General features: G+C 59.6%; 20 protein-coding genes. 8 read left to right on the forward strand and 12 right to left on the reverse strand.

Translation table 11 applies throughout. From position 1 onward, the window contains the following. Positions 1 to 3 precede the first annotated feature (3 nt). A complete protein-coding gene (locus KUIN1_RS20315; protein WP_011268730.1) occupies positions 4 to 1,332 on the forward strand; it encodes a sigma-54-dependent transcriptional regulator in 1,329 nt (442 codons plus the stop codon). A 219-nt stretch (positions 1,333 to 1,551) separates the two neighbouring features. On the opposite strand, the gene KUIN1_RS20325 is transcribed toward KUIN1_RS20315, so the two are convergent. From KUIN1_RS20325 to KUIN1_RS20335, 3 genes are all read right to left on the reverse strand, one after another. After that, positions 1,552 to 2,199, reverse strand: a complete 648-nt coding sequence (locus KUIN1_RS20325) for a DsbA family oxidoreductase (protein ID WP_011268731.1) — start codon at positions 2,197 to 2,199, stop codon at positions 1,552 to 1,554. Between the two features lie 67 nt (positions 2,200 to 2,266). Continuing rightward, entirely contained in the window at positions 2,267 to 3,259 is a 993-nt protein-coding gene (locus KUIN1_RS20330) for an alpha/beta fold hydrolase (protein ID WP_011268732.1), read from the reverse strand. A gap of 123 nt (positions 3,260 to 3,382) precedes the next feature. Next, positions 3,383 to 4,117: a 5-methyltetrahydropteroyltriglutamate--homocysteine methyltransferase gene (locus tag KUIN1_RS20335; protein ID WP_003405407.1), complete on the reverse strand. Its 735-nt coding sequence runs from the start codon at positions 4,115 to 4,117 to the stop codon at positions 3,383 to 3,385. Between the two features lie 106 nt (positions 4,118 to 4,223). On the opposite strand from KUIN1_RS20335, the gene metR reads away from it, so the two are divergent. Next, positions 4,224 to 5,141 carry a transcriptional regulator MetR gene (gene metR / locus KUIN1_RS20340; RefSeq protein ID WP_024639288.1) on the forward strand — a complete coding sequence of 306 codons (918 nt, stop codon included), beginning with the start codon at positions 4,224 to 4,226 and terminating at the stop codon, positions 5,139 to 5,141. Between the two features lie 40 nt (positions 5,142 to 5,181). On the opposite strand, the gene KUIN1_RS20345 is transcribed toward metR, so the two are convergent. From KUIN1_RS20345 to KUIN1_RS20355, 3 genes are all read right to left on the reverse strand, one after another. Then, entirely contained in the window at positions 5,182 to 5,592 is a 411-nt protein-coding gene (locus KUIN1_RS20345) for an NUDIX hydrolase (RefSeq protein ID WP_058822665.1), read from the reverse strand. Then, entirely contained in the window at positions 5,589 to 6,680 is a 1,092-nt protein-coding gene (gene ddlA / locus KUIN1_RS20350; protein WP_054091424.1) for a D-alanine--D-alanine ligase, read from the reverse strand. The genes KUIN1_RS20345 and ddlA overlap by 4 nt, the downstream gene beginning before the upstream one ends. A gap of 151 nt (positions 6,681 to 6,831) precedes the next feature. After that, positions 6,832 to 7,113: a type B 50S ribosomal protein L31 gene (locus KUIN1_RS20355; protein ID WP_011268736.1), complete on the reverse strand. Its 282-nt coding sequence runs from the start codon at positions 7,111 to 7,113 to the stop codon at positions 6,832 to 6,834. 294 nt (positions 7,114 to 7,407) lie between these two features. Between KUIN1_RS20355 and KUIN1_RS20365 the strand changes: the two genes are divergently transcribed. Further along, complete coding sequence (locus KUIN1_RS20365; protein WP_152092233.1) at positions 7,408 to 8,538, forward strand: OpgC domain-containing protein; 1,131 nt, start codon at positions 7,408 to 7,410, stop codon at positions 8,536 to 8,538. 329 nt (positions 8,539 to 8,867) lie between these two features. On the opposite strand, the gene KUIN1_RS20370 is transcribed toward KUIN1_RS20365, so the two are convergent. After that, positions 8,868 to 9,617, reverse strand: a complete 750-nt coding sequence (locus KUIN1_RS20370) for a hypothetical protein (RefSeq protein ID WP_024639283.1) — start codon at positions 9,615 to 9,617, stop codon at positions 8,868 to 8,870. A gap of 403 nt (positions 9,618 to 10,020) precedes the next feature. Between KUIN1_RS20370 and KUIN1_RS20375 the strand changes: the two genes are divergently transcribed. The 4 genes from KUIN1_RS20375 (at position 10,021) to KUIN1_RS20390 (ending at position 15,468) form a co-directional block, all read left to right on the forward strand. Further along, positions 10,021 to 10,734 (forward strand): hypothetical protein, encoded by a 714-nt coding sequence (locus tag KUIN1_RS20375; protein ID WP_080393560.1) that lies wholly within the window; start codon positions 10,021 to 10,023, stop codon positions 10,732 to 10,734. 172 nt (positions 10,735 to 10,906) lie between these two features. Beyond that, positions 10,907 to 14,026: a transglycosylase domain-containing protein gene (locus tag KUIN1_RS20380; protein ID WP_172980106.1), complete on the forward strand. Its 3,120-nt coding sequence runs from the start codon at positions 10,907 to 10,909 to the stop codon at positions 14,024 to 14,026. Positions 14,027 to 14,113: 87 nt separating this feature from the next. Beyond that, positions 14,114 to 14,704 (forward strand): PadR family transcriptional regulator, encoded by a 591-nt coding sequence (locus KUIN1_RS20385; RefSeq protein WP_003412958.1) that lies wholly within the window; start codon positions 14,114 to 14,116, stop codon positions 14,702 to 14,704. Further along, entirely contained in the window at positions 14,701 to 15,468 is a 768-nt protein-coding gene (locus KUIN1_RS20390; RefSeq protein ID WP_104684502.1) for a siderophore-interacting protein, read from the forward strand. Before KUIN1_RS20385 ends, KUIN1_RS20390 begins: the two co-directional genes overlap by 4 nt. A 15-nt stretch (positions 15,469 to 15,483) precedes the next feature. On the opposite strand, the gene KUIN1_RS20395 is transcribed toward KUIN1_RS20390, so the two are convergent. Continuing rightward, a complete protein-coding gene (locus tag KUIN1_RS20395) occupies positions 15,484 to 16,143 on the reverse strand; it encodes a Pr6Pr family membrane protein (protein ID WP_104684503.1) in 660 nt (219 codons plus the stop codon). 53 nt (positions 16,144 to 16,196) lie between these two features. Beyond that, positions 16,197 to 16,424, reverse strand: coding sequence for a VF530 family DNA-binding protein (locus KUIN1_RS20400; protein WP_162496846.1), 228 nt, complete (start codon positions 16,422 to 16,424; stop codon positions 16,197 to 16,199). A 440-nt stretch (positions 16,425 to 16,864) separates the two neighbouring features. Between KUIN1_RS20400 and KUIN1_RS20405 the strand changes: the two genes are divergently transcribed. Next, positions 16,865 to 19,288 carry a glucose/quinate/shikimate family membrane-bound PQQ-dependent dehydrogenase gene (locus KUIN1_RS20405; protein WP_032656812.1) on the forward strand — a complete coding sequence of 808 codons (2,424 nt, stop codon included), beginning with the start codon at positions 16,865 to 16,867 and terminating at the stop codon, positions 19,286 to 19,288. 1,187 nt (positions 19,289 to 20,475) lie between these two features. Here the strand turns inward: KUIN1_RS20405 and KUIN1_RS20440 are convergent. The 3 genes from KUIN1_RS20440 to KUIN1_RS20450 are packed head-to-tail and all read right to left on the reverse strand — an operon-like array spanning position 20,476 to position 22,972. After that, a complete protein-coding gene (locus KUIN1_RS20440; protein WP_011268746.1) occupies positions 20,476 to 21,672 on the reverse strand; it encodes an ABC transporter substrate-binding protein in 1,197 nt (398 codons plus the stop codon). After that, positions 21,669 to 22,676 carry a CobW family GTP-binding protein gene (locus KUIN1_RS20445; protein ID WP_011268747.1) on the reverse strand — a complete coding sequence of 336 codons (1,008 nt, stop codon included), beginning with the start codon at positions 22,674 to 22,676 and terminating at the stop codon, positions 21,669 to 21,671. The genes KUIN1_RS20440 and KUIN1_RS20445 overlap by 4 nt, the downstream gene beginning before the upstream one ends. After that, positions 22,673 to 22,972, reverse strand: a complete 300-nt coding sequence (locus tag KUIN1_RS20450; RefSeq protein WP_003405362.1) for a hypothetical protein — start codon at positions 22,970 to 22,972, stop codon at positions 22,673 to 22,675. The genes KUIN1_RS20445 and KUIN1_RS20450 overlap by 4 nt, the downstream gene beginning before the upstream one ends. Positions 22,973 to 22,992 lie beyond the last annotated feature (20 nt).

Below are 22,992 nucleotides of genomic sequence, written 5' to 3' on the forward strand. Positions count from 1 at the left end.
CCCATGAGCATAAACAGCGACCTGACCGTCCTGATCGTCGAAGACGATCCGCATGTATTGCTCGGCTGCCAGCAGGCCCTCGCGCTGGAAGACATCGCCAGCGAGGGCGTTTCGAGCGCCGAAGAGGCCTTGAAACGTATTGATGACAACTTCGCCGGTATCGTCATCAGCGATATTCGCTTGCCGGGTATCGACGGGCTGGAGTTGCTGAGCCGTCTCAAGGCACGTGACAGCAGCCTGCCGGTGGTGCTCATCACCGGCCATGGCGACATCACCATGGCCGTCAACGCAATGCGCGATGGCGCTTACGATTTCATGGAGAAACCCTTTTCGCCTGAGCGTCTGGTCGACGTCACCCGGCGCGCACTGGAGCAACGCGGCCTGGCCCGTGAAGTGTGGGCCTTGCGCAAGCAACTGGCCGAACGCGATTCGCTGGAAGGCCGGATCATCGGCCGCTCCCCGGCCATGCAAAACCTGCGTGCGTTGATTGCCAACGTCGCCGACACCTCGGCCAACGTACTGATCGAAGGTGAAACCGGCACGGGCAAGGAACTGGTCGCGCGCTGCCTGCACGATTTCAGTCGGCGCAAGGACAGCCAGTTCGTGGCGCTCAACTGTGGCGGGCTGGCGGAAAGCCTGTTCGAGTCGGAAATCTTCGGCCATGAAGCCAACGCCTTTACCGGCGCGGGCAAGCGGCGCATCGGCAAGATCGAACACGCGCACAACGGCACGCTGTTTCTCGATGAAGTGGAAAGCATGCCGGTCAATCTGCAGATCAAGCTGCTGCGCGTCCTGCAGGAGCGAACCCTCGAGCGGCTGGGTTCCAACCAGAGCGTCGCCGTGGATTGCCGGGTCATAGCGGCGACCAAATCCGATTTGAATGCCTTGGGCAAAACCAATCAGTTCCGCAGCGATCTGTATTACCGCCTCAACGTCGTCACGCTTGAACTGCCACCCTTGCGTGAGCGCCGCGAAGACATTCTGCAGTTGTTCGAACACTTCCTGCAGTTGTCGTCGTTACGCTTCGACCGCGAACCGCCCGTGCTGGATCGGCAAACCAGCTCGAACCTGATGAGCCATGACTGGCCGGGCAATGTACGCGAACTGCGCAACGTGGCCGAGCGGTTTGCCCTGGGTCTGCCAGCGTTCAAGCAGTCAGGCACGGTCAGTGAAAACCAGAGTCTGGGGTTTGCCGAAGCGGTCGAAGCCTTCGAACGCTCATTGCTCGGCGACGCCTTGCAACGCAGCGGCGGCAACCTCAGCCAGGCCAGTCAGGAACTGGGCATGGCCAAGACCACACTGTTCGACAAGGTCAAGAAATACGGGCTTTGAGCACTGCGCCCGATCTGGAGCATGCGGCGTAGCGCAGATCTGTGACGCAGAGCGTCACCCACTGCATTCCCACGCTGGAGCGTGAGGAACGATAGGCGTTCACGCCCCTACGCCGGAGCGCGAGGAACGATAGGCGTGCGCAAGACACCTATCGTGCCCATGCTCCGCTTGGGCATGCCTTTCCGGACGCTCTGCGTCCTATCCTGCACAGGCAGCACGTTACTGCGATTCACCGACAATCTGGCGAATCGCGCTGACGAATACCTCGACCGGCTGACCGCCCGAGACGGCATACTGGTCGTTGAAGACCATGGTCGGCACGGAGGTGATACCGCGAGACGTCCAGAGCTGCTCGGCCTCGCGAACCTCGGCGGTGTATTCGTCACTGCCCAGGATGGCCTGAGCACGCAGACGGTCCAGGCCGACCTTCTGCGCCACAGCTGCCAGAGTCTGGTGATCGGACGGGTCTTTCAGGTCGCTGAAATACGCCTCGAACAGCGCCTGCTTCAACGCGTGCTGCTTGCCTTGCTGTTCGGCCCAGTGCAGCAGGCGATGGGCATCGAACGTGTTGTAGATACGCCGCTCGCCGCTGGCAAAGGTGAAGCCGAGTTCAGCACCGCGTTCACGGATGGTTTCGTGAATACCTTCGATCTGTTCCGGCGTGGAGCCGTACTTTTCGGCGATGTGTTCTTTGATGTCCTGCCCTTCGGCAGGCATGTTCGGGTTCAGCTCGAAAGGCTGGAAGTGAATGTGCGCTTGCACCTCATCCCCCAGTGCCTCCAGCGCCTGATCCAGCGCGCGCAGACCAATGACGCACCAGGGGCAGGAAACATCGGAGATGAAGTCGATCTTCAGTGCAGTTGTCATGTCGGCCCTTTTCGGTAAGCAAAGGTCACACGATACACCTCTGCCCATGCCTGACAACCGGGCCGGCTTACAACTGAGCCAGGTTGCGTCCGTCTTCATGCTGGGCCTTCAGGTACGGCAGCACTGCACCGAGCAACGGGGCCTTGAAGGCCTCCTGAAAACGGTGCGCCAGCCCCGGAATCAGGCGCAGCTGGCTGCCCTGAATGTGCGCGGCCACATGCACACCATGCATGACCGGCAGCAGCGGGTCAGCCGTGCCGTGAACCACCAGTACCGGCAGACGCAGACGGTTCAGCAGTTCCACGCGGCTGGGCTCGGCCAGAATCGCCATGATCTGGCGTTTCACACCTTCGGGATTGAACGCCCGGTCATAGGAAACAGCCGCCTGATGCAGCAATTGCTGGCGATCGTCCTTGACCTGCGGGCTGCCCAGCGCGGCAAGCAGATCGGCCTGTTGCTCGATCGCCACTTCCCGATTGGGCGCGCCGCGCCGCGCCAACAGTTGCATCAGCGCGGTACTGGGCATAGGCAAACCCTGCGCACCGGAACTGGTCATGATCAGCGTCAGGCTTTCGACCCGCGACGGCGCCAGATCGGCCAGATGCTGAGCGATCATGCCGCCCATGCTCGCGCCCAACACGTGAAACTGGCGAATCTGCAATGCATCCATCAGACCCAGCGCATCGTCGGCCATATCAGTCAACGAATAGGGTGCCGAGACAGGCAGGCCAAGTTTGTAACGCAGCACTTCGAACGTCAGATTGGCATCCGCTGGCTGTTGCACCCACGAAGACAGACCCACATCGCGATTGTCGTAACGAATCACCCGATAGCCTTGCTGACACAACGCGACCACGACCTCGTCCGGCCAGTGAATCAACTGCCCACCCAGCCCCATCACCAACAGCAAGGCAGGGTCGGACTCGCTGCCAATACTCTGGTAGGCAATCCGCACATCCTTGAGGTTGGCCATCTGTACAGGAACATCGGTATCACAACGATCGGCCGCAAAAGACGGCAAGCCGCACAGAAGCGCGGCCAGAAAAATTAAAACCCGCATGAAAAACACCAAAAAACAGAACCCCAGTAGGCCGCGAGTCTGATGATGTTTTTCCAAGCGCGCTGCCACACTTGCGTGACAGTTTGATGAATGGCGCTGAGCGGTCGTTAATCGGGTATTACATTACGCAGCGACCTGATCCGCCACCATCAGGTTTTCCCCAAAACGGGCGCGCGCTTCGAGCAACGATTCCTGATGCCAGTTCGAATGCGTATCGCACTCGCCCAGAGACAGAACCTTGTAAACGGGCAGACGATCAAACACCGGGGCCAGCAGCTCCGGTTCGGTCACGCTGTCCAGATGCAACCCTGCAACCGGCAGCAAGGCCGCGACACCCAGGTTGGGCCGCAGGTCACCGTGATAGAGGCCGATGAGCTTCTTCAACGGCGAATACTGAAGAATGTGATAGGCACGTTCGAAGGCGTTGCTCCATGCCAGCGGCAGGTCGAGCGCGAGGATCGGTTCGTCGATCTGAATCCACTCGACACCGCGCGCAGCCAGACGCCCGAAGATCTCGCCATACACCGGCAGCAGATGCTCCAGCAGGTCGAGGCGATCTACCTCGTCACCCTGAACGTCACTTAGCCAGAGCAGTGTCAGAGGACCGATCAATGCAGGTTTGCGGCCTTGCTCGCCTGCTTCAGCGACGCTCGCCAGCAACGACGCCCAATCGGGCTGAAAACGCTGGTCGCGTTTCAGGTGTGGCACCTGCTGCGGGTAACGCGCCATCAACCAGGTGCGCAATTCGGCGCCCGTGGTCGTAACACCCTGATCCTGTTTCCAGAAAGCCTGCAGAGCGTGCTGCAGTTCACGGTCTGCGCCAATGTGAAAATAGTCCGGGTGTTGAGTCAGGGCCACGATGCGTCCTCCATAAAAGATGGGGCTATTGTCGACAGCTGACACAACATGAGACAAACTCATTTTTTTCGTGTTGATCACAAATACTGCTCATGGAGCACTGACCGTGCTTGAAATACGCCACCTCAAAACCCTGCATGCCCTGCGCGAGGCCGACAGCCTTGTGGAGGCAGCCGAGCGCCTGCATTTGACGCAGTCCGCGCTGTCCCATCAGTTCAAGGAGCTGGAAGAGCGCATGGGCATGCCGCTGTTTGTACGCAAGACCAAACCGGTGCGCTTTACCAGCGCCGGTTTGCGCCTGCTGCAACTGGCCGACTCCATCCTGCCGCAACTGCGCAGTGCCGAGCGCGACATCGCCCGACTGGCCGGTGGTACGGCGGGACGCCTGCACATGGCAATCGAGTGCCACAGCTGTTTTCAGTGGCTGATGCCGACCATCGACCAGTTCCGCGATGCCTGGCCCGAGGTCGAACTGGACCTGTCTTCCGGTTTCTCGTTCGCGCCCTTGCCTGCCCTGGCGCGTGGCGATCTGGACCTGGTGGTGACCTCCGACCCGCTGGAATTGCCCGGCATTACCTACGTGCCGCTGTTTACCTATGAAGCGATGCTGGCGGTGGCCAATCAACATGCATTGGCAACCAGGCCCTACATCGTCCCGGAAGACTTGCTGACTGAAACGCTGATCACTTACCCGGTGGAACGCGACCGGCTGGACATCTTCACGCGCTTTCTGGAGCCTGCCGACATCGAACCGGCACAGGTACGAACATCAGAGTTGACGGTGATGATGATGCAACTGGTGGCCAGCGGACGCGGAGTCTGCGGCATGCCGCACTGGGCGCTGCATGAATACAGCTCACGCGGCTATGTGAAGGCCAAGCGGTTGGGCGAGAAAGGACTGTTTGCGACGCTCTATGCCGGTATCCGCGCCGACATGCTTGACGCACCGTACATGCGCGATTTCCTGCTGACCGCCAAGGACACCTCGTTCTCGACGCTGGACGGGGTAAGTGTGGTTCGCTGACAGTGCCGTCCTGCACCACGATGCAGGACGACTGCGCCGTTCAGCCGCGTGCTGCCTGCCGCTTCAGATAGAGCGGCAGGATCAGATCGCGGGTCAACGGGGCCAGTTGCAAACCCGCATGACTGTCCGCGTCAACCCACAGTACTTCCTCGATCTCGGCGGCAGGCACTGCCTGAGCGCTGGTCCTGACCTCATACAACTGACAGTTGACCTCGAAACCGGGCTCGTTGGCGGCGGGGGCCGTGAACTCACCGAGAAACACCGCCTGCGCCGGATCGACGATAAGCCCGAGCTCTTCTTCGAGTTCTCTGGCCAAGGCTTGCGCTGCCGGTTCACCGGGCTCGATCTTGCCGCCCGGCTGCATGAAGGCCTGGGTACCGCGCTTGCGCACCAGCAGGGTCCGGCCATCTGCGCCGATCAGCAGCGCCGCCGCGATGCGGATGATCTTCATGGAAAGATCTCCGTTTTCAGCAGCCGCGCCTGATCAGCCCGTTCCAGCGCCAGAACGATCAGGCGATGGATCAGTTCGGCATACGACAGACCGCTGGCCTGCCAGAGCTTGGGGTACATGCTGATCGAGGTGAAGCCCGGCAGCGTGTTGACCTCGTTGATGATGATGTCGCGCCCTTCGGTGACGAAGAAATCGACCCGCGAGAGCCCTGCGCAGCCCAGCACCTTGTACGCCTGCAACGCGACGTCACGCACCTGATCACTCAGGTCGGCGGGCAGCTCGGCGGGAATGGCGATGCGTGCCTGATCGCCATTCAGGTACTTGGTGTCGTAGGCATAGAATTCATCGTTGGCAATCACTTCGCCACAGACACTGACCTGCGCATCGAAGTTACCCAATACCGCGCACTCCACTTCCCGGCCAACGATGCCCTGCTCGATCAGCAGCTTGTGATCGAACTCGAAACTCAGCGCCAGTGCTGCCGCGAAACCGGCCTCGTCAGACACCTTGCTCACGCCCACCGATGAACCCTGGTTGGCCGGCTTGACGAACATCGGCAGCCCCAACTGGTCGGCAGCCTCCGTGAAAGAAAGGCTCTCTCCACGCGACAGGACCCTGAACGGCGCGACGGCAATGCCCGCATCGCGCAGCAGACGCTTGGTCACGTCCTTGTCCATGCAGGCCGCAGAGGACAGCACATCGGCGCCGACAAAAGGCACGGCCAGCATGCGCAGCAGACCCTGCAACGCGCCGTCTTCACCAAAAGCGCCGTGGATCAGCGGGAATACCACATCGATGGCTGCCAGTGGCTGGCCTGACTCGACGTCGACAAACTGCCCGCCGATACTGCCCGGCAGCAAGGACAATGGCTTGCCTGATGCGCTCAGTTTGATCCGTGCAGGATCAGTGGCATTAAGCAGGTAATCGGCTTCGTCGAAATGCAGCCAGCGGCCCAGCTTGTCGACGCCGATCAGGGTCAGTGCATAGCGTTCACGATCAATCGCATTGATCACGTTGCGTGCCGACTGCAACGAAACCTCATGCTCGCTGGATTGCCCACCGAAAACGATGGCGACTGACTTTTTCAAAGCGGTTACTCCTGTTTTTCAGGCCGCGAAGATAAAAGCAATGTCGGCTGTTAGTCCAGTAGATGATTGGCCGTTGGCCTGAAATTCAGACAAAAAAATCCCGGTCGTGGGCAATCCATGCGAAATGCCCACGACCGGGAGGTCAAACCACTCATTGAGCGGCTGCGGTTTCTTTCTTGCCAGCAGAGCCAAAGGTGGCGAAACGCTTGTTGAAACCCGCGATCCGGCCTTCGGTGGTGGCCTTGCGCTGCTGCCCGGTGTACATCGGGTGCGAGGCACTGGAAACGTCGAGCGCAACATAAGGATAGGTAGTGCCGTCGGTGTGCTGTTGCGTGCGGTCCGTGTCTACGGTCGAGCCGATCAGAAAGTAGGCGTCGGCAGCGGTGTCGTGGAACAGCACGGTGCGGTATTGAGGATGGATATCGGGTTTCATCGTGATCTCTCCGGTGAGTTGACTGGAATAGTTATACAGTAACATAACGGAAGATGAGAATGACTGCTGTTGATTGCCATCATTGGTGAGGTTGATCGAACACGCACACGGTGCCGCTGTCGGCGTAAAGCCGCCGGGCCGCTTGAGCCAGAGACATTCTGTAATAGCGCGCCTTTGCAATTGCCCTCGATTAGCGGCACCCTGCCGCGCCGCCGAACGTCACTCGTCGCTGGCCTGGAACCTGAGCCTCTGTGGCCTATCTTTACTCATTAGCACTTTCAAGAGTCCACCGTTATGAATAACGGACGCGATCATCGAATCGATTTCTTTCGCGGCCTGGCGCTGATCTTCATATTCTGGGATCACGTGCCGGACAATCCCCTGGCGCAACTGACCGTACGCAACTTCGGCTTTAGCGACGCAGCGGAAATCTTCGTTTTCCTCGCCGGTTACGCGTCGATCCTGGCCTACGGACGGATCGCCCGACGTGACGGCATGCTGGTGGCTGGCGTGCGAATCCTGCGCCGGACCTGGGTGCTGTATGTGGTGCATATCTTTCTGCTGACCCTGCTGATGGGCATCGTCTTCGTCGCCAACAACCACGTCGAGACGCGCGACATGGTCCAGCAGATGGGCCTTGAATACTTTGTCGGCAACCCGCAACAGGCATTGGCCGATGAACTGCTGCTGCGCTTCAAACCCAACCTGACCGACCCGTTGCCGCTGTATATCGTGCTGTTGCTGACTTTGCCGCTGAGCTTGCCATTGATGCTGCGCAAACTCGAAGTGGCAGTCGGCCTGTCGATTGCCCTGTACCTGATGGTGCCGTTACTGGGCTGGAACCTGCGCGCTTACGAAGGCGGCGGTGTCTGGTACTTCAACCCGGTGGCCTGGCAGCTGCCGTTCGTGCTCGGCGGTGCGTGCGCGTTGCGCAGCGAAACAGCCACGACAGCTGAGCGCCCTCCGTTTCGCCAGCAACCCTTGTTCATGCTGGCCGCCATCTACGTGCTGATCGCATGCATCCTGACCTTCAGCGAAAAATGGCCCGGGCTGCACGCCGCGCTGGTCTCCAGCCTGCACCTTGAAAGCCTTTACCCGATCAGCAAGACCGACCTTGCGCCCGTCCGGTTACTGCACTTCCTTGCCCTGGTCTACGTCGTCGCCCGACTGCTGCCAACCTCAAGCACATGGCTGGAAAACTGGCCCGCGCGCCAGACCTGCCGCATGGGCCGCTATTCGCTGGAAGTCTTCTGCCTGGGCGTCCTGCTCGCCCCGTTGGCTGACATGGCCAATGCACTGGCAGGCGATACATGGCCCATGCAAGTGACGACCGCAATTGTCGGCCTGGGGTTGATGATGTTGATGGCCAATGGGCTGGAGTTGAATAAACGCCTGGGGACATCGCCACACCTGTTGCCAACTTGAGAACAGCGTCACGTTTGCATGCCCTCTCGGAGATTTCCTACTGGTTTGTCAGGCCAAGTTTTTCAGGAACTGGCCGCTATTCAGTACGAGACCAACAAGATACCCCCCGAACTCATAAAACATTTGGCGGCTAATATAAACCTGGACATCAGTAACCCTCAGGACATGATCGACTACAGCAAATTCATGAATAGCATCGTACAAAAGGCATGACAAATGGATACAGCAAGTCTAAAGCAATGCTGAAAAACGAGATCCCTCATCTATTTCCATGGCGGTATGAGACATCAGCCTGGCGAGACAAATGATTCGCCAGGCTGAGTTAGACGTTAACCTCGTGGAGCAACAGTTCGCAGAACGGTTTGTGTGCAGATGTGTCCCATGTAAAAAATATGAGGCATCGCCGTGATGGGCCCTAAAGAGAAATTACTTACGAAGTAGCGAGCGACTCTATAGTTACTTCTCCAAGTATTGAACCCCCTTTGCGTGTGGACAAAATCTTGGGCCTCCGTACCTCCATAGCAACGTCCGAACTCAATGCGCTCAGAGGCGAACCCATCAGCACCGCTAACCAGAATATGCTTAATCGAGGCGCCTTTTTCACCAAAGCTCAGATCCAAAATAGCCATACCGCCTTCCAACGGCGTACCTTTAGTATCGCTGAATCTTACTTCAAGGACAGCTTCTTTATAAATCTGGGTTGCCAACCACTGAGGTTCCGTATACCCACTTGGAATTCTTATCACTCCCGGTTCGTCGAGCAGTTCATAGCTTTTTAGAACAGGATAGGAACCCAATCTGACAGTGTATGGAAGCCTGCCACCTGCCAGTGAGTTTCTTGGCGTGACCCTGATGATCACCTCAGCCCCAGGAGCCAGATCTTTAAACACCTTAGTATTGAGTGTCTGGGCAACCCATTCACCATTTTCGTAATACTCGGTCTTCCACTCGTTAGTGACCGGGTCACCCACAGGCGCATAGAGCAATACATCTTGCCCACGATGCGAGACAAAGCCGTAGTAGTGGACGGGGTGTTTGGCTGTCAACACATCTGCCACCGAGTGTAGTTTATCCAGCATGACGGTAAATCTTGGCTCGGAAATTTCTTGCACAGCTTCAGCCGCAACGGCTTCGTTGGTTTCATTACTTGATGCACCGACCGGGTCCTCGGCACCTGTATTGGCATGAGCGCCGGAAGCCAATGCCATTATCACGAAAATGGACAACAAGCAAAAACCAACACATTTTCTTCCATAAGTATTCATAGGTATTCTCGCAGATTATGCAGAGGCAGGTTGCCACTGACAAAATTGACGCAATAGAAAGTTAGGCGACTAGTCAACCCTCACATTAAAATCAAGGAAACTTCCTACAAAAAATAATCACCACTACAGTCTAGGAAAAATCCTACACACTTATCAGGCAAAGTTTTGCGAAGGTCTGCCGCTAGATAGTTATCATTGACACCAAAGAGCGCTTAGCATGCATATCAACCCTTTAGCTTCTGCATCACAAAATCAACAGCGCACTCTCTCAGGCTCGAGTTCCCTCACCTCACCTGCTGCTCCGCCAATCAAAATTCCTCAGGCGCGTGATAACGTGCGTGATCCGAACGCTGAGTTCTATACCACCGAGGAAACACCCTGGTTATCCGACTACAAAACGTCGGCGGCAGGACGGGTTATGCTGGAAAGTATGTCTGAAGAGATATCGAACCTACTCCGAAGTACATACCTGGGTGACTTAACTAAAGATTTTGACAAGACCCTATGCCGTATGTACGACAATTTTCACGATTTCAAGCAGCAGCTTTTTTACCTTAATACGGAGCTGTCAAATAAGCACTTCGGCTTCACGCTGGGTTTTAATCAGGAAATCCAGGTGACCGACCCAGACGATGTGCTCACCCCGGCAGAGTTCACGTACCTGACCGAGAAGCTGAACGAACGTCAACAACTGAAGGAGGATCTGCGTGCGCACGCAAAAATTGTGATGACGTTACTCGATCACTACACGGAAAAATTCGGCAACCAGCACACACTCAACCTTGAGAATTACAGCAAGGTTATCGATTACGGACAGGTCTTCAGCCGCAACCACATTGGCAACTTCATGGACACGATCATTTACCAGATCGAGCGCAATGCGCCGAAGCGTGAAGAAGAGCGCAAACCGTTGGTTGATCTTCACGTCTGATCAAGCCAGCGCCACTGCAGTTCGTGTGTGACTGCAGTGGGATTAGTTCATGACGCTCGTCCCCACTGCGCGCCTTCCGCCCTCGAAAACCTCCAGACAATTCCCTCCCACAATCCCATCCAGCGTCTAAGCTTGGGTCAGGTGCTTTGACAGGATGACCGGACAATCGACTATGGGCGCATTTCGGCATTCCGATAGCAAGCAAGAGACGCTATCCGCTGATCGTGAGGATAATCCTCGTACGCCCAAATATCCGCGTCGCAAGCGATACGGATGGCGGGTGTTCTGGGTAGTGGTGGTGTTAGCCGGGGTTGCATTGGGCGTGGCGGTGGCGGTGGAGAGCAGGACCTCCAGGCTTCAGGCGCGGGAATTCAGCCGCTTTGCCGCGAGCCTGGGTTATTCAATGCAGCCCGGGCCTAGTCATGACGTGGTGTATCCCGGTGACGGGCCGTTCGACCGGCGCCTGGGCTATTCATCCATGGATGAATTCCTCTCGCGCCTGCTCAAGCGCGATTATGTGATTACGCGTCAGACCCGGTTTTCGCCGGAACTGTTGCGTTACGTCCGGCATGGTTTTTTCGTGCCTTACGAGGAAAAAACCCAGGCCGGGCTGTCGATCACCGATTGCCGAAACGAGCCGCTGTACGAGTTCAGATACCCACAGCAGTTTTACCCGACCTTCGCCGCCATTCCGCCGATGCTGGTGAACAGTCTGCTGTTTATCGAAAACCGTGATCTGCTTGATCCGCAGCAGCCCATGGCCAACCCTGCGGTGGACTGGCCACGTTTTGTCAAAGCCGCCTGGTCGCAACTGGCGAAGATGTTTGCCCTCCCCGGCCAGTCGGCTGGGGGCAGCACGCTGGCCACTCAGCTGGAAAAATACCGTCACTCCCCAGACGGACTGACGCTGTCGGGTTCGGAAAAGCTGCGGCAGATGATTTCCGCCAGCGTTCGCGCCTATCAGCCGGGGACCGAGACACTCGCCGTGCGCCAGCGAGTGGTGCGTGACTACCTGAACAGCGTGCCGCTGTCTGCGGTGCCGGGGCATGGCGAGGTGCATGGTCTGGCCGAAGGACTGAGGGTGTGGTTCGGCGCAGACTTCGGCAAAACCAACGAGATACTGGCTTCGAATCCGGGCAATAAACAGGCGCTGGCCGACAAGGCGCTGGCGCTGCGTGAAGTGCTCTCACTGGTAATCGCCCAACGTCGCCCGTCGCACTATCTGGCCAAGGGACGCCAGGAATTGGCAGAGCTGACCGACAGCCACATCCGCCTGCTGGCCCAGGCCAACGTCATCGACCGACCGCTGGCCGAGGCCGCGCTGGCAGCCCAGGTCACCTACCGCGACTGGGCGCAGCAACCGACCCTGCAGCCCATCGAAACCAATAAGGGCATCAGTGTCGCGCGCACTCGCCTGTCGAATCTGCTCAATCGCCCGCTTTACGACCTGGACCGTCTTGACCTGTCCGCCACCAGCACCCTGCATGGCGAATTGCAGCGCAGCGTGAGCCAGTACCTGCGTGACCTGGCCAACCCTGAGTTTGCCGCAAAGACCGGTTTGATGGGCGAGCGCCTGTTGACCCCGGCCAGCACAACGCAGGTGCGCTACAGCTTCACGCTGTTTGAACGCGGCGTGGATGGCTCGCGGGTCAGGGTCCAGACCGACAGCACCGATCAGCCGTTCGATATCAACGAAGGCAGCAAGCTGGAGCTGGGCTCGACGGCGAAGATGCGCGTGCTGACGACGTATCTGGAGATCATCGCCGAGTTGCATGGGCGCTATTCGGGCTTGAGCCCTGCGCAGTTGCGCAAAGTCCCGGTCGAGGAACCGGATCGGCTGACCCGTTGGGCGGTGGATTATCTGCTGCTGAACAAGGACCGTGACCTGGCGAAGATGCTTTCGGCCGCACTCGACCGCACCTATTCGGCCAGCCCCGCAGAAGCGTTCTTCACCGGTGGCGGCATGCACCGTTTCAATAATTTCCGGCGCGAAGACAACGAGCGGATTCCGACCCTGCGCGAGTCGCTGCGTGAGTCGATCAACCTGCCGTTCATTCGTCTGATGCGCGATGTGGTGCGCTACAGCACCTATCAGGCGCCCAACAACAGCGCCGAGCTGCTCAAGGATGATGACAACCCGCGCCGCCAGGAATACCTGGCGCAGTTTGCCGACCGCGAAGGCACGGTATTCCTGCTGCGCTTCTGGAAACGCTACAAGGAAAAGACCACGCAGGAGCGGCTCGACACCTTCCTCGACGGCATTCACCCGACGGCGATCCGCCTGGCTGCGGTACACCGTTACCTGTTTCCGGGCGCTGATCAGGCCACATTCAACGCGTTCATCCGCGCCCACCTGGACGAGCCCAGGGCGAGCTCGAAACTCACCGACAAACGTCTCGCCGATCTGTACCAGAGTTACGGTCCGGGCACTTATGACCTGCCCGATCAAGGCTACATCGCCCGCGTCCATCCGCTGGAACTGTGGCTGGTGGGCTACCTGCTCAAGCACCCGGAAGCACAGTTCAAGGACGCGGTGGCCGCCAGTCGTTACGAACGTCAGGAAGTCTATGGCTGGCTGTTCAAGAGTCGCCACAAAGGCGCGCGCGACAGCCGGGTGCGGACCATGATGGAGGTCGAAGCGTTTCTGGACATCGAGCAACGCTGGCAACGTGTGGGTTATCCGTTCGACCACCTGGTGCCTTCGCTGGCGACGGCTATCGGCAGTTCGGGAGACCGTCCGGCGGCGCTTGCCGAGCTGATCGGCATCATCCAGAACGATGGGATCCGCCTGCCTGCGGTGCGCATCGACAGTCTGCACTTTGCCGCCGACACGCCTTATGACACTCAACTGAGCATCAACCCGGAGCTGGGCAAGCGTGTGTTGCCATCGGAAGTCGCCGCGGCAATGCGCGAGGCCTTGTCGCAAGTGGTGGACGGCGGCACGGCCAAACGCGTGCAAGGCACGTTCAAGATGCAGGACGGCAGTGTGCTGGCGATGGGCGGCAAGACCGGCACCGGCGACAACAGGATCGAAAGCGTCGGTGCCGGCGGGCGCATTCTCAGCTCAAGGGCGATCAACCGCACGGCGACTTTCGTGTTTTATATCGGCGACAACCACTTTGGCGCGCTCACGGCGTTCGTACCGGGACGCGCTGCCGAGGGCTTTCGTTTCACCTCGGCGTTGCCGGTGCAGGTGCTCAAAGGCATGGCACCGATCCTGACGCCTTACCTGGAAAACCACGGACAGGCGATGTGCAATGCCCCGCTCGCCGATGCGCCTAAGGGTGTCTGAGCGGCAATGACCGCTCGTCTGCCAGCTCTGTGATTACAATAAGATACATCTTAAGGTATATCTAACTTGTAACCAGAGAGCAAAAACATGCGTGAAGATAAACATCCACCCCACCATCGTCCGCCGCATCTTCGTGAAGCAGGTGAAGATCGCGACGGTTTTGAAAAACGTCCAGGCCGCGAACGCGGTGGACGTGGCCCTCGGGTTTTCGCCCCTGGCGATCTGAAATTGCTGCTATTGGCGTTGATCGCCGAACAGCCTGCCCACGGCTATGACCTGATCCGCAAGATCGAAGGTCTGTTCGAGGGTGCGTACTGCCCCAGCCCCGGCGTTATCTACCCCACCCTGACGTTTCTTGAAGAAAGCGAAATGGTGGTCGGCGATGCCCAGGCCGGCAAGAAGCTCTACACCGTCACCGATGCGGGTCGCCAGTCCCTGGAAGATCAGGCCGTGGCGCTGGAAGGTGTGCGCATGCGCATCGATGTCAGCAAGCGCTCACTGCGCGGCCATGACCGTCCGCCGGAAATCCATGAAGCGGTGCACAACCTGCGCCACGCGCTGCAGATGCACCATGGCCGCTGGAGCCCGGAAGAGATTCTGCGGGTCAGCGAACTGCTCAACAGCACGGCCAGGGCGGTCGTCGATGGGCCCCAACCTGCCTCGGAGGAGTCGGCATGAATTCGCCCCAGTCAATCCATCGCGTCATGCATGAAATCAAGCGACGCAAGCTGCAGGTGGTGAGGGTCACGGAACTGACCCCCCTGATGCGCCGCATTACCTTGCAGGGGCCGGAGCTGGCGGGTTTCATCAGCCTGGGCACGGATGACCACGTCAAACTGTTCTTCCCGCAGACGGCAGAACAACAGGCAGCGCTGGAAAACCTCAACCCTGCCGGCGACAAGGACACGCCGCGCCCGCCGATGCGCGATTACACGCCGCGTCGCTACGACGAAAAAACCGGGGAACTGGATATCGATTTCGTGCTGCATGGCGAAGGCCCGGCGACCACTTGGGCCGCTCAGGCAGCGCCCGGGCAATTCCTGCACATCGCCGGGCCAAAGGGTTCGATGGTGGTGCCGGACATGTTCGACAGCTACCTGCTGATCGGCGACGAAACAGCCATTCCCGCCATCGCCCGACGCCTCGAAGCGCTGCCCGCCAACCGCGCTGCGCTGGTGGTGGTCGAGGTGGCCAACCCGCAGGAACAGCAGGTGTTCGACAGCGCCGCACAGGTCGACGTGATCTGGATTGTACGCGGCGAACAGAATCTGCTGGACGTCACGCGGCGCCTGGAGATGCCCGAGGGCAAGCTGTACGCCTGGGTCGCGACCGAATCCGCGCTGTCACGCAAGCTACGTCGTGTACTGCTCGACGAGTTCGGCCTGGAAGAGGAATTCGTCAAGGCTGCCGGTTACTGGAAGCTGGACAGCACTGAAGAATGAGCAGGACCGGGCGACTCACAGCGTGCGACGAGACGCCCGTTTATCGACGCCCAGCAACAACAATGCGATGAGCACGAAACCGAGCAGCACACCCAGCGCGTTGATGAATGCCTTCGGAAAACCGAGCGTGCCGACATCGATGAACGGGTACAGGTAATCACCGAACATGTGGCCCCGCAGCAGGACATAGGCGAAGTAGACGATCGGATAGATCGCCCAGAGCGCTACATGGCCCAGACGCAGCGCGCCCTTGGGCACGTACAGCCACCAGTACATCACGAACGCCAGCGGCATTATGTCGTGCAGCAGTTCGTCTGCCACCCACTGCCAGCCTTCCGGGTGCCACAAGTGGCGCAACAGGATGTTGTAGGCGATGCCCACCAGCGCGATGCTTACCGCAATGCCGCCACACACGACTGGATGCCGGAAGAACCGGTGGCCTGCCGACTGCTGTGTCGTCAGGGCGCAACTCAGCGCGACCGCTACAAGCATGTTGGTCAGTACGGTGAAGAAACTTGAAAAGCGTACCAGCCCACCCAGCAGACTGGCGTGATCGGCATAACGACCAATCAGGATCAGGTAAAGCTGAATCACCAGTCCCGACCAGCCGAGGCAAGCGGCCACGAGGGCGTAATAGCGCTGTCCCTGCGCAGGTGGTGGATGTTCGCTGAGCATCTATCGGTATCCTTGAGTGCCGGCCTCCATGCCGGGCTGTTCTGGCGGGTCTGTTACCAGCCCTTGCTGCGATGCAATTTCACATACAGCGCTTCGACCTTCCCCCGCGCCCAGGGGGTCTTGCGCAGGAAGGTCAGACTGGACTTGATGCTCGGATCGCTTTTGAAGCAGCGAATATCGATGCACTCGGCAAGGCCGGACCATTCGTAATGTTCGACCAGCGCGCTGAGGATCTGCTCCAGCGTGACGCCGTGCAACGGGTCAGAGTGGGGTGTTGTCATGATGAGCCTTGAAACGGATGAAGAAGTGACGAACCTGAACGGATCTCCGGAGTACTCAGGTGCGTTCCGAAAGTCTGCCATTGTAAGCGCCACGCCTTGATAAAACACAGTCTGCCTGCAGCACTATTGCCGGCCTCGCAATGATCCATGTCAGGTTTTTCGCTTTTAGAAAAATTGTTAGCGCCCTATCATTGCCGGGTTAAGGATTGAAGATTCCCCCTTCTGCAGATGTTCCTTCGGACAAAAGCCTATGCACGAATTCGGGCGGCAAGGGTCTACGACTCGATGACCGCGCGACCGAACGTGCAACCGCGCTCTGCCTGACGGTTTAATTCCACCGTCGGCGATTCGTCTCAACAAGCAGCTTCAAGGAATGGCGCCAAGGCAGGCGATGCTTAAAACAAGATGTCAATTACTTACTTCTCGCGGAGATTCGCATTATGAGCACTGACAGTGCTTCAAATAGAAATCGCCTGTTACCGACCCTGCTCGGGCTGGTGATCCTGTTGATGGGGCTGGCGTTGCTGGTCGGTGGCGCCCGACTGCTGCAACTGGATGGCTCGTTGTATTACCTGCTGGCCGGTATCGGCTTCGCCGTGACCGGCGTGCTGCTGATCACTGGTCGTGCGGCTGCGCTGGGCCTTTATGCACTGCTGCTGTTCGCAAGCACGGTCTGGTCGTTGTGGGAAGTCGGCCTCGACTGGTGGCAATTGGTGCCACGCCTGGCGCTGTGGTTCGCCCTGGGTATCGTGTTGCTGCTGCCATGGTTCCGCGAGCCGCTACTGCGCAACGGTCCGGCACGCATGGGCACCGGTGCACTGAGCATCGCTGTGGTGCTGGCCGGCCTGACCGCACTGGCAAGCCAGTTCACTAACCCGGGTCGTATCGAAGGCCAGCTGGACCGCGAGACGGCTGGCACGACCAACACCGCCCCGGCCATGCCTGACGGCGACTGGCAGTCCTACGGCCGCACCGCGTTCGGTGACCGCTACTCGCCACTGGCGCAGATCACGCCGGAAAACGTCAACAAGCTGGAGCCGGCCTGGACCTATCGCACGGGTGACATTCCGGGGCCGAATGACCCGGGTGAAACCACTGCCGAGAACACCCCGCTCAAGGTCAACGGCATGCTCTACGTGTGCACGCCGCACAGTCAGGTGATCGCCCTTGACCCGGATTCGGGCAAGGAAATCTGGCGCTTCGATCCGAAGCTCAGCACTCAGAACGCTGCCAACTTCAAGGGTTGGGCGCACATGACCTGCCGTGGCGTCACCTATCATGACGACGCTGCCTATGCCGCCAGTGCCCCGGCGCAAAGCCCGACGGTCCCGGCTGCCGACGGCACGGCCACTGCCAGTGCTGCCTGCCCGCGCAGAATCTTCCTGCCGACTGCCGACACCCGTCTGATCGCGCTGAACGCCGACACCGGCAAGATGTGCGAAGACTTCGGCAACAAGGGTTCGGTTGACCTGACCGCCAACATGGGCACCTTCGCTCCGGGCGGCTACTACTCCACGTCGCCACCGGCGGTCACCAAGGACCTGGTGATTATCGGTGGCCACGTCACTGACAACGTTTCCATGGACGAGCCGTCCGGCGTGATCCGCGCCTATGACGTACACACTGGCCGTCTGGTGTGGAACTGGGACAGCGGCAATCCGGAAGAAACTGCGCCGATTGCCGAAGGCAAGATCTACACGCGCAACTCGCCGAACATGTGGTCCATGTTCAGCGTCGATGAAAAGCTCGGCATGATCTACCTGCCGATGGGTAACCAGACGCCTGACCAGTGGGGCGGCGACCGTACGCCAGAGTCCGAGAAGTACAGCGCGGGCCTGGTTGCACTGGACATCGCAACCGGCCGCGTGCGCTGGGACTACCAGTTCACTCACCACGACCTGTGGGACATGGACGTCGGTGGTCAGCCGACCCTGCTGGACATGAAAACCGCTGACGGCATCAAACCCGCCGTACTGGCGTCGACCAAGCAGGGCAGCATCTACGTGCTGGACCGTAGCACCGGCAAACCGATCGTGCCGATCAAGGAAGTACCGGTTCCGCAAGGCGCTGTTGCGGGCGATCACACCTCGCCAACCCAGCCCAAGTCCGACCTGAACTTCATGCCGCCGCCCCTTAAAGAGCGCGACATGTGGGGCGTGACACCGTTTGACCAGATGATGTGCCGGATCGACTTCAAGTCGCTGCGCTACGATGGTCCGTTCACCCCGCCTTCGCTGCAGGGTTCGATCGTTTATCCGGGCAACTTCGGTGTGTTCGACTGGGGCGGTATTTCCGTCGACCCGGTGCGTCAGATCGCCTTCGTCAATCCTAACTACATGGCTTTCCGCTCGAAGCTGGTGCCTTCTGCCGAAGTTGAAGGCGGCCCGGGCCGCAAGAGCGAAACCGAAGGCGTACAGCCGAACAAGGGCGCGCCTTATGGTGTGATCCTGGAAGCACTGCTGTCGCCGATGGGCCTGCCTTGCCAGGCACCTGCATGGGGTTACGTGGCGGCTGTCGACCTGACCACCCAAAAAACCATCTGGATGCACAAGAACGGCACCGTGCGCGACAGCTCGCCGATCCCGCTTCCGCTGACCATGGGCGTTCCAAGCCTGGGTGGTACGTTCACCACCGCCAGCGGCCTGGCGTTCATGAGCGCGACGCTTGACCAGTACCTGCGTGCTTATGACGTGCGTAACGGCAAGCAGTTGTGGGAAGCCCGCCTGCCAGCAGGTGCGCAAACCACCCCGATGACCTACACCGGCAAGGACGGTCAGCAATACGTGCTGGTCGTTGCAGGCGGTCACGGCTCACTGGGCACCAAACAGGGTGACTACGTGATGGCGTTCAAACTGCCTAAGTAATGCGTTGCTGAGGTCAATGAAAAGCGGCTACCGAGAGGTAGCCGCTTTTTTTTGTCGCCACTGAAACTTGATTTCAGTGGCGCCAGCTACCAGGCCGGGCTGCGGATCTGTGCGCTCTCCCACACGACTATCGTTCCGCACGCTCCAGCGTGGGAATGCCGTTCCGGACGCTCTGCGTCCGCTCTTGAATGTGCGGCGCAGCGCAGATCTGTGACGCGGAGCGTCACGAAATGCATGCCAACGCGGAGCATTGGCACGATAGGGTTCACACGACTATCGTTCCGCACGCTCCAGCGTGGGAATGCCGTTCCGGACGCTCTGCGTCCGCTCTTGAGTGTGCGGCGCGGCGCAGATCTGTGACGCGGAGCGTCACGAAATGCATGTCAACGCGGAGCATTGGCACGATAGGGTTCACACGACTATCGTTCCGCACGCTCCAGCGTGGGAATGCCGTTCCGGACGCTCTGCGTCCTCTCTTGAATATGCGGCGCGGCGCAGATCTGTGACGCGGAGCGTCACGAAATGCATGCCAACGCGGAGCATTGGCACGATAGTGTTCACACGACTATCGTTCCGCACGCTCCAGCGTGGGAATGCCGTTCCGGACGCTCTGCGTCCTCTCTTGAGTGTGCGGCGCGGCGCAGATCTGTGACGCAGAGCGTCACGAAATGCATGCCAACGCAGAGCGTTGGCACGATAGTGTTCACACGATTATCGTTCCGCACGCTCCAGCGTGGGAATGCCGTTCCGGACGCTCTGCGTCCTCTCTTGAATGTGCGGCGCAGCGCATATCTGTGACGCAAAGCGTCAAGAAATGCATGCCAACGCGGAGCATTGGCACGATAGGGTTCACACGACTATCGTTGCGCACGCTCCAGCGTGGGAATGCCGTTCCGGACGCTCTGCGTACTCTCTTGAATGTGCGGCGCGGCGCAGATCTGTGACGCAGAGCGTCACGAAATGCATGCCAACGCGGAGCATTGGCACGATAGGGTTCACACGACTATCGTTGCGCACGCTCCAGCGTGGGAATGCCGTTCCGGACGCTCTGCGTCCTCTCTTGAATATGCGGCGCAGATCTGTGACGCGGAGCGTCACGAAATGCATGCCAACGCGGAGCATTGGCACGATAGGGTTCACACGACTATCGTTGCGCACGTTCTGCGTCCGATCCCCAGTGCCTATGGCTAGCGCGCTTTGGCGCTGCTTTTGTCACTGGCGCGCAGGATGTCGTTCCAGCGGCGGACCAGGTAGTTGTGCTCGTTCATGACCGAATTCCACACGGCGATGTGGCCCATGCGTTCTTCGTAGGAGCCGCCGTCGCGGACCTCTCCGGCGTCGATCAGCGGCAAGCCGTCGCTGCCGAGCAGTTGTTCGCGGGCAGGCAGGCCGGCGTACCAGTAATCCCATTCGGCAGCGCTGAGGTGATCACGGCTGCGTGCCGGATTGCCGATGTAATAGCCCTGCCGCGCCATCACTGCGCCGGGCCAGCCCGACAGCCACCAGTTCAGGTACGCATAGGCGGCATCCAGCACCGGACCCTTGGCATGACGTGACAAGGAAAGCCCGCCAAACCAGCCGCGATAACCTTCCTTGGGCACCGCCACGCGGTACTTGACCCCCGCACGGTGCAGTCTGACCAGGGTCGGTGACCAGAGGCTCTGAATATCGATGTTCGGGCTGAGCATCAGTTCGGCGGCTTCTTCGTCACCTGACCAGAACGCACCAAAATGCCCTTGCTGCTGTTTGCGCACCAGCACATCAGCGAGCCGATCGATCTCTTCGATGCTCATGTTGCCGATGTCCTTGAAGCTCGCCAGCCCCGCCCCCTGCACAGCCAGGGCGGCATCCAGCGCGCCGATGGCCGCGTCACTCTGCAAGGCGATGCGCCCGCCCCATACAGGGTCGAGCAACCAGCCCCAGCTTTCGTCCGCAGAGCTCAAGCCCTCCGGCAAACGCTCGGGGCGATAGGCGAAGCTGTCGGCGTTATGGGTCAGCGGCAACATGCTGATGCGCTCGGTCACCGCGCTGCCCAGGCTGCCGTCGTGCTGCACGAACAAACGCTCGCTGGGCACACTGCCGCTACCCGGCTGATCGGTAGGCCGCAGCCGGCCCTGCTTGGGCAGGTCGTTGATTTCGTGCCACAGCGCGATGCGCCGCGTGTCGATGGGTTGAATCGCCCGCGCAGGCCAGACGAAATCGACGTTATGAAACCACTGATCGTAAAGGTCGTAGCTGTCTGGCTGCATGACCGCGATGCGTTGCGCGGTTTGCACGTCGTGAATCTGGTAGACCAGCTTGATCCCCAGTTCCTGCTCGGCCCGCTCACGCAAAGACTCCAGCAGGGTCACGGAGGTGCCCAGCACACGCAAGGTGATGGTCATGCTGACGACTCGCCGAGCGGCGGCGCGAAACTGCCGGAGAAGACTTCAAACGAACGACGCAGCAGATCGGGATCGAGACCGCGCAGGATGAACACCAGCCGTGAGGTGCGATCCTCGCCCGGCCAGGCGGCAAGGTGCACCGGCGCATGCAGGCAATGCTGCACACCATGAATCACGATGGGAGCCTGATTGTCGTTCACGTTGAGCAGCCCTTTGACGCGGAGGATTCGTTCACCGTGGCATCTTAACAGCATCGACAACCACACCCCGAAGCCGACCCAGTCCAGAGGGCGCTCGAACGTCAGGCAACAGACTTGCGCATCACCATGCCGCGCGGAGGTCGACAGTACCCGGTGCAGTTGCCAGCGCGTCACTTCAGCGGCCGGTTCGTCGCTGCGCATGCCCTCGCCCAGCAACAACTGATCGCCGCTGTGGACATCCGCCGTATCCAGCAGCGGCGCAGAAAAATTCAGTGCTTGCAGATGCTCGCGCAGGCCATCCAGCACCGACTCGTCGACCAGATCGGTCTTGCTCAACAGCAGCCGGTCCGCCGCCGCGACCTGCGCCAGCCACTCCGGATGCAGACGCTCTTGCAGCGTCGCGTGGCAGGCGTCCACCAGCGTGACGATCAGGCCGATATGAAAACGCCCGCGCAGTTGCGGGTCGTTGCTCAGGGTGGTGAGAATCGGTGCCGGATCGGCCAGGCCGGTGGTCTCCAGAATCACCCGGCGGAACGCAGGAATTTCACCTCGATTACGCCGCTCCAGAAGACCGAGCAGCGCGTCTTTCAATTCACCGCGAACGGTGCAACAGACACAACCGCTGGGCAGCAGCACGGTGTCCGGTGCGACCTCTTCAACCAGCAGATGATCGATACCGACATCGCCGAATTCGTTGATCAGCAGTGCGGTGTCGCCCATGTTTTCATCGGCCAGCAGGCGTTTGAGCAATGTGGTCTTGCCGCTGCCGAGAAAGCCGGTAATCACATTCAGGGCAATGCTCATGATGACCTCTGCAGATGATCAAGCAGACCTGAATCAAGCGGATCCAGCGGTCGGCCGATCAGCAACTCGGCCTTCTGCCAGAGCTGCTCCAGACCGGTCGCCAGTTCCTGCTTGCCGGTGGCCCCGAGCAGAAGATAGGAAACGCCCTGAAAATCTTCGACCTTCAGACGAAACGGCGCGACCACCTTGTTGATGGCAGCAATACGCCGCAAGCGCTCACGCCGCCGGGGCAGTTCTGCCGCCAGCGGATCGCTCCAGTGCACGTCCTCTCCCAACAGCCCGCACAATCCACACATCAGGTGTTCTCCGGCTGTTT

The organism is Pseudomonas sp. KUIN-1 (assembly GCF_009176725.1).
In the GTDB taxonomy this organism is placed as follows: domain Bacteria; phylum Pseudomonadota; class Gammaproteobacteria; order Pseudomonadales; family Pseudomonadaceae; genus Aquipseudomonas; species Aquipseudomonas fragariae.

Coding starts and splice junctions, on each gene's coding strand:
- KUIN1_RS20315 (WP_011268730.1), top strand. CDS start 4: ATGAGCATAAACAGCGACCTGACCGTCCTGATCGTCGAAGACGATCCG.
- KUIN1_RS20325 (WP_011268731.1), bottom strand. CDS start 2,199: ATGACAACTGCACTGAAGATCGACTTCATCTCCGATGTTTCCTGCCCC.
- KUIN1_RS20330 (WP_011268732.1), bottom strand. CDS start 3,259: ATGCGGGTTTTAATTTTTCTGGCCGCGCTTCTGTGCGGCTTGCCGTCT.
- KUIN1_RS20345 (WP_058822665.1), bottom strand. CDS start 5,592: ATGAAGATCATCCGCATCGCGGCGGCGCTGCTGATCGGCGCAGATGGC.
- KUIN1_RS20355 (WP_011268736.1), bottom strand. CDS start 7,113: ATGAAACCCGATATCCATCCTCAATACCGCACCGTGCTGTTCCACGAC.
- KUIN1_RS20365 (WP_152092233.1), top strand. CDS start 7,408: ATGAATAACGGACGCGATCATCGAATCGATTTCTTTCGCGGCCTGGCG.
- KUIN1_RS20370 (WP_024639283.1), bottom strand. CDS start 9,617: ATGCTGGATAAACTACACTCGGTGGCAGATGTGTTGACAGCCAAACAC.
- KUIN1_RS20375 (WP_080393560.1), top strand. CDS start 10,021: ATGCATATCAACCCTTTAGCTTCTGCATCACAAAATCAACAGCGCACT.
- KUIN1_RS20380 (WP_172980106.1), top strand. CDS start 10,907: ATGGGCGCATTTCGGCATTCCGATAGCAAGCAAGAGACGCTATCCGCT.
- KUIN1_RS20385 (WP_003412958.1), top strand. CDS start 14,114: ATGCGTGAAGATAAACATCCACCCCACCATCGTCCGCCGCATCTTCGT.
- KUIN1_RS20390 (WP_104684502.1), top strand. CDS start 14,701: ATGAATTCGCCCCAGTCAATCCATCGCGTCATGCATGAAATCAAGCGA.
- KUIN1_RS20395 (WP_104684503.1), bottom strand. CDS start 16,143: ATGCTCAGCGAACATCCACCACCTGCGCAGGGACAGCGCTATTACGCC.
- KUIN1_RS20400 (WP_162496846.1), bottom strand. CDS start 16,424: ATGACAACACCCCACTCTGACCCGTTGCACGGCGTCACGCTGGAGCAG.
- KUIN1_RS20405 (WP_032656812.1), top strand. CDS start 16,865: ATGAGCACTGACAGTGCTTCAAATAGAAATCGCCTGTTACCGACCCTG.
- KUIN1_RS20440 (WP_011268746.1), bottom strand. CDS start 21,672: ATGACCATCACCTTGCGTGTGCTGGGCACCTCCGTGACCCTGCTGGAG.
- KUIN1_RS20445 (WP_011268747.1), bottom strand. CDS start 22,676: ATGAGCATTGCCCTGAATGTGATTACCGGCTTTCTCGGCAGCGGCAAG.
- KUIN1_RS20450 (WP_003405362.1), bottom strand. CDS start 22,972: ATGTGTGGATTGTGCGGGCTGTTGGGAGAGGACGTGCACTGGAGCGAT.